This is a genomic window from Cellulomonas sp. A375-1 (genome assembly GCF_001040865.1).
In the GTDB taxonomy this organism is placed as follows: Bacteria; Actinomycetota; Actinomycetes; order Actinomycetales; family Cellulomonadaceae; genus Cellulomonas; species Cellulomonas gelida.
Genome location: NZ_LFKW01000093.1, coordinates 3,857 through 8,215, shown reverse-complemented (window position 1 = coordinate 8,215; position 4,359 = coordinate 3,857). Strand labels below are relative to the sequence as shown.

Sequence of the window (4,359 nt, the reverse complement as noted above, 5' to 3'; positions counted from 1 at the left end):
CGCCCTGCTCCGCAAGCTCGGCTGCACCACCCGCACCCAGCTCGTCGTGGCCGCCTACGAATCAGGCCTCATCACCGTCGGCCACTAGGCGCTAGGTAGATGGTGCGGCTTGGTCAGTCGCTGGGGAGCTCACCGACGAGCCGGAGGTCTCGAACCACATCCTCAAGCTCCGGCGTACCCAGGTTGCGAAAGGCACCACGTCGGAGGCGGATCCGCAGCTCTTCGCCATCGGCGAAGACACAGACAACACCGTCCCCGAACTGCTCATTGAACCTTCTCACGGGTCCCACAGACACATCAATCAGGGTGTCGGTCTCATACTCGGCCAGAAGGCGAAAGCCGTCGACTTGCCAAACCTCGATCGCGCCAGGTCGGTAGGAGAATACTGCAGGATAGTCCCCAGAGTAGCGGGCGTGCAGCGAGATATAGGGCGCAAAGTCGACACCTAGGGCCGCGGCGAATATGGCCGCGGACGGCCGCTCCTTACGCACACGATCTATGGCAGACGCAAGATTTCGACGGTGCACGAATATGTAGAGCGCCGCGACAACCGCCGTGAATACGGCCGATATCGCAGCCATATGCAGGCCATACTGGCTCATTTGGCGAAACGACCAATCATTGCGTCCAACTACTTCCCCTCCACATACATGTCGATCGCGGTGCGCGATGTCCTGCCTACCACCCACGTCGTGGCCCACCCTACGACGGCACCTACTCCAGCACCGACCGCCGTCCCGATAACGGGCTCTTCACGGGGACGAGGCCGTCTGGATCTAGATCAGGGTCGCCATTGAGGACGGCGTAGTCGGCAAGCTCATATCCATGGCGGGCCGCCCAGGCAGCCTCCTGTGGCGAGTTCGTCATCCAGGTGCGCATCGCGTACGCGGCGGCGGCAGCGGCGTTCTGGCCGTATCCAGCTCGGCTACACAACCCGCACCCAACTCGTCGTCACCGCCTACGAGTCAGGCCTCGTCGCCGTCGGCCACCAGTCGAGGGGTCGTCCGCGCGAGCGAGACTGGCATTGCCGCCTCGGAGACGACTACGCACGCCATACTGGCGCCCCAGTTCCACCTGCAGATCGCCGCCGAAACTGAATGCCCTGACACTCACGCCCTCGAACAGGATCGTTATCCCTGAGAACTCACCGACTTCGTTGAACATCGGCTCGGCCGCAGTCACCGTGCGGCCGACGATGGATGCAGGGCCAACGGGCGCGTCGTCCACTTCCCAGATACCGAGATCAGGGAATAGTTCACGCTCGGCAGCGGTCGCCCCGGGAAATGGTTCCACCCAACGAGTGCGAGAGAGACACAAAGTCCAGTCTGCGTTCACGTCGATGGTGAGGACGGTGGAGTCGTCCCAAGCAAACTCAAGCGCCACAACGTCCCGAGCGTTCTCACCTGGCATCCGATGACTCACGATGCGAACCATCTCGCACCGATGACCCGGCAGCTCGTCGATCACTAGCCGATCACCTCCGCGTGCTTAAACCAGGCGTTTCCTTCGTTCGGGAACATGGTAACAAACTCGCCCCCTTCGCGGATGATGAGGAGATCGCGACCTTGGCGGAAGAAGAAGTAGTCATCACCGCCATTCCCTCGAGGATTCCACGGTCCACGGCGCACCTCGTCAGGATTGCGATGCACGTCCTGTACGCGACTCGCGAACCAGGCGCGGGCCGAGTCGCTGTTGGGGTCAAGCCCGTAGTCCGAGGCATGCCTGCCCCACTTCGTACCAAACTGCTTCGAACTAATCGAGAGCGGCGGACGAATGTCAGTTGGTACCTTCGCGGCCGCCTCCGCAGCGTCGGCTGCCTTCTTGCCGTTCCTCCACCACTTGAAGCCGTCGAGAGCCACCCGCCAACGGGGATCAGCGAGAGCCCGGAGAGACCGGCGCTTGCCCAGTCCCCCTCGGCCGCGTACCAGATTGCGTTTGCGCCATCTGCGGGTTCGGAAACCAGCCCAACGACATCGACCGCCACGTGGCCCTTCTCTGCGGCGGTCGGCGCGGAACTAGAACCGCTGCATGGGCAGGGGTGCGGAGGGGGTCCGGGGCTCGGGCTCGGCTCAGGGTATGAACGACGCTGAGCTGCTGGCGCAGGCGAGGAGGTGGCGGGTGGGCGCTTGTCCAGGGGGCCGCGGCCGCCGTCGTAGTCGTCGTCGATGCGGGGTGTCAGGCCGCTCGGGTCGGACAGCGTGGTGGGGTTGTTGTTGGCGTAGGCGTAGGCGTTCCACTGTTGCGGGTCGGCCAGGTCCAGGACCGGGTCGACGGAGATGAACCGTCCGTTGGCCTCGTCGTAGTACCGGGCCCCGACCATCGTCAGACCGGTGGCGGTGTCGCGGGTCTTGTCGAGGAACTGCCGGTCGCCCGGGATGCTCGCGGCCGTGCCGCGCGCCGCACCGAACGGGTCGGTGTACTGCTTGACGACGCTGTTCGCCGCCCACCTGGTGTTCGGGATCGCGGCCAGCGTCGTGCCGTGGGGGTCGGACACCAGCGAGGTGACCCCGCCCAGACCGTTCTTGTCGCGCACAGCGACGGTCTGGCCGTCGAAGCCGTCTCACCGGACACCGAACCCGCGACGCTCGTCGCGACCGTGCACCGCGTGCGCGCCGGCGAGCAGGTCCTCGACCCCAAGGTGACCGGCGTCGTCGTCGGTCAGTGGCGCGCGTGGGCCGCCGGCCGCAGCACACCCGAGCCCGCTGCCGGTAGCGGTCCGGCCGGTGCCGTCGCGAGCCTGACCCAGCGTGAACGCGAGGTCCTGATCGCCGTCGCCCGCGGCGGCTCCAACCCGGCCGTCGCCGACCAGCTCGGCGTCGGCGAGGCCACCGTCAAAGCCCACGTCCATGCCCTCCTCCGCAAGCTCGACTGCACCACCCGCACCCAGCTCGTCGTCGCGGCCTACGAGTCCGGCCTGATCACCGTCGGCCACTAACCCCAAAGCCCGAGCCGTCCGAAGTGGCGCCATGCTCATGGTTCAGGTGCATCGGCTCAACGCCGCTAAATGCCGGTCGGGTAGAGCTCACTGCGTTGAGCAAACATCGCAACATGTTGGCCGACCACTCCCAACGGAGGCTCACCGACGGTCTCGATCAGGACGACCTCATCCGCAATTCGCAGGGTCAGCACCCCTTCTTGGTCAACGTCTTCGACGATTCCCTGCAGCAGCAGCTCACCGTCCGCCGGACGGACGTCTCTCGGTAGGTCCCGAGCGACCATAATCTCCGTCCACCCGATTATCCTGGGGACCTCAAGCTCGATATCCACTTCGGCCCCTGCCACGGGTGGGCTATCACCTCGCCAGAGGCCGTCACCAGACAATCCCGGAGCGGTTACAACAACATTTGGAGGATCGCCTCCAAGCACCTTCTGCAGCACGACGCGCATTACCACGCCCCCTTCGGGAACGGCACTCGGACCAGCACATTGTCCACCTGCCAGGTGTTCAAATCAGGGTAGAAGTTCCACGTCTCTTCGTGGAAGTGGAACTTTGCTGGCGAACTGCCCATCTCATGGGGACCGAATACTCCGGGCGCCATCAGCCGAGACGATTCTGTTCGGGTCAGGAAGACCGGTGCGAGGGTGGAGATTCGTGGTTGGACCGGTACCCAAGAACTCGTCCCACCTAGCCACCGCCTCACTTGGCTTCAACGCCTGGACCGCCGCTCGCTCAGTCGTCACGACAGACGAGGCGGCGTCTCCGGCTGTCTCCGCAGCTTCGAGAGCTTTCTTGCCGTTTCGGAACCACTTGAAGAGCGTCACACCCACCCCGAGGCCCGGGAACGCCCCGGCGCCCGAGAGGCCAGAGTTCCACCAGTCCCCCTCAACCCCGTACCAGACTGCGTTGGCGAGGTCGGCGACCTCGCCGTATCCAGGGACAAACCCCAGGACGTCGACTACGACGTGACCGACCTCGCCAGCCGTCGGGCCGACGTTAGCGGGACTGGGGTTCTGGCGCGGGATCGGCACGAGGTAGCAGCCAGGGACCGGTGTCGAGCTCGCGGGTGGCCGCTTGGCCAGGGGGCCGCGGCCGCCGTCGTAGTCGTCGTCGATGCGGGGTGTCAGGCCGCTCGGGTCGGACAGCGTGGTGGGGTTGTTGTTGGCGTAGGCGTAGGCGTTCCACTGTTGCGGGTCGGCCAGGTCCAGGACCGGGTCGACGGAGATGAACCGTCCGTTGGCCTCGTCGTAGTACCGGGCCCCGACCATCGTCAGACCGGTGGCGGTGTCACGGGTCTTGTCGAGGAACTGCCGGTCGCCCGGGATGCTCGCCGTCGTGTCACGCGCCGCACCGAACGGGTCGGTGTACTGCTTGATGACGTCGTTCGCCGCCCACTTGGTGTTCGGGATCGCGGCCAAGGC

5 protein-coding genes and 1 pseudogene are annotated in these 4,359 nt (G+C 65.3%); 1 reads left to right on the top strand and 5 read right to left on the bottom strand.

Features of this window, described 5'->3' with window-relative positions; translation table 11 throughout:
* Window positions 1-113: 113 nt before the first annotated feature.
* The 3 genes and pseudogenes from CWIS_RS09890 to CWIS_RS19845 all read right to left on the bottom strand — a co-directional run.
* Complete coding sequence (locus CWIS_RS09890; protein WP_048343118.1) at window positions 114-602, bottom strand: hypothetical protein; 489 nt, start codon at window positions 600-602, stop codon at window positions 114-116.
* A gap of 349 nt (window positions 603-951) precedes the next feature.
* Window positions 952-1,467 carry a hypothetical protein gene (locus CWIS_RS18370; RefSeq protein WP_156186615.1) on the bottom strand — a complete coding sequence of 172 codons (516 nt, stop codon included), beginning with the start codon at window positions 1,465-1,467 and terminating at the stop codon, window positions 952-954.
* Between the two features lie 7 nt (window positions 1,468-1,474).
* Window positions 1,475-2,353 (bottom strand): annotated as a pseudogene (locus CWIS_RS19845) (RHS repeat-associated core domain-containing protein); the annotation flags it as partial.
* Here CWIS_RS19845 and CWIS_RS09885 point away from each other — a divergent pair.
* A complete protein-coding gene (locus tag CWIS_RS09885; protein ID WP_231583762.1) occupies window positions 2,240-2,935 on the top strand; it encodes a response regulator transcription factor in 696 nt (231 codons plus the stop codon). The pseudogene CWIS_RS19845 and the gene CWIS_RS09885 sit on opposite strands and share 114 nt — an antisense overlap.
* A gap of 65 nt (window positions 2,936-3,000) precedes the next feature.
* Here CWIS_RS09885 and CWIS_RS09880 read toward each other — a convergent pair whose 3' ends face one another.
* Both CWIS_RS09880 and CWIS_RS09875 read right to left on the bottom strand, forming a co-directional pair.
* Window positions 3,001-3,387 carry a hypothetical protein gene (locus CWIS_RS09880; protein WP_141371780.1) on the bottom strand — a complete coding sequence of 129 codons (387 nt, stop codon included), beginning with the start codon at window positions 3,385-3,387 and terminating at the stop codon, window positions 3,001-3,003.
* A gap of 123 nt (window positions 3,388-3,510) precedes the next feature.
* A partial coding sequence (locus tag CWIS_RS09875; protein WP_048343116.1) for an RHS repeat-associated core domain-containing protein occupies window positions 3,511-4,359 on the bottom strand: 849 nt, incomplete at its 5' end.